Source organism: Rhizobacter sp. P3_B12 (genome assembly GCF_056402895.1).
Genome location: NZ_JBFUGN010001480.1, coordinates 1 through 1,019 on the forward strand (window position 1 = coordinate 1; position 1,019 = coordinate 1,019).

Sequence of the window (1,019 nt, forward strand, 5' to 3'; positions counted from 1 at the left end):
ACACGCCCTTCGTGCAGCTGGCGCTCGACCACGGCCTGCCGATCGTCGCGGTCAACGTGTCGCGCGCCGAGAGCCGCCAGGTGATCAGCAAGGGCCTGGCCGGCACCGGCTTCTCGGCCGACGTGCCGGAGGCGATCTGGTCGGCCCAGGCCGGCGACATCGAGGCGAGCCACTGCGGGATGATCGACGCCGCCACCGCCCGCCGCATGGCCGGCGCGCAGGTCGCGCGCGACCAGTTCATGGCGCGCATGGTCGAGGCTCATGCCGACCGCGGCGTGGTGCTGCTGGCCGGCAACGGCCACGTGCGGCGCGATGTCGGCGTGCCGCGCTGGCTGGCCGACGGCACGCGCGCGCGCAGCCGCAGCATCGGCTACCTGGAGGACACCGACGTGCCGCCGCCGGGGGCGTACGACCGGGTCGTCGTGACGGCGCCGCAATCGCGCGAGGACCCGTGCAAGGCGATGCGCGCTCCCCGTTCGCCCTGACCTGTCGAAGGGTCCGATCATCCTGAGCTTGTCGAAGGACCTGAGCCTGCCGAAGGGCCTGCTCGCACGGCACCAGGCTTCGACAAGCTCAGCCCGAACGGAGCTGCTCAGCTCCACGTCTCCTGCACCGCCGCGCGCACCGCCACCGTGGCCGGCGACAGCCGGCTCTCCGGCGGCGACGCGAAGCAGATCCAGGTGTGCGCCCGCCAGTGCTTCCAGATGCGCAGCTCGCCCTGGCGTTCGGCCTGCTCGGCCTGGTCCAGCCGCACGACGCCGACGCCCATGCCGCTGGCCACCATGCTGCGCACCACGCCCTCGGTGCTGGCCGACGCGCCCGCCTGGTACTCGCGGCCGCCGGCGGCGAACAGCGCATCGATGTGGGTGCGCAGCACGCAGCCGTCCGGCGTGCCGATCCACGGCTGCGTCATCAGGTCGGCCAGCGACGGCTCCGGATGGGCCGCCGCAAAGGCCGGCGGCAGCGCCACCACCAGGTCGACCGTCGAGAGCCGCTGCACCTGCACGCCGGGCACCTCT

2 protein-coding genes are annotated in these 1,019 nt (G+C 73.7%); one reads left to right on the forward strand and one right to left on the reverse strand.

All coding sequences use genetic code 11. The features are described from left to right. Positions 1-485, forward strand: a 485-nt coding sequence (locus AC1D01_RS36245) for a ChaN family lipoprotein (RefSeq protein WP_477874587.1), incomplete at its 5' end; no start/stop codon positions are given. Positions 486-592: 107 nt separating this feature from the next. Here AC1D01_RS36245 and AC1D01_RS36250 read toward each other — a convergent pair. Then, a partial coding sequence (locus tag AC1D01_RS36250) for a substrate-binding domain-containing protein (protein WP_477874589.1) occupies positions 593-1,019 on the reverse strand: 427 nt, incomplete at its 5' end.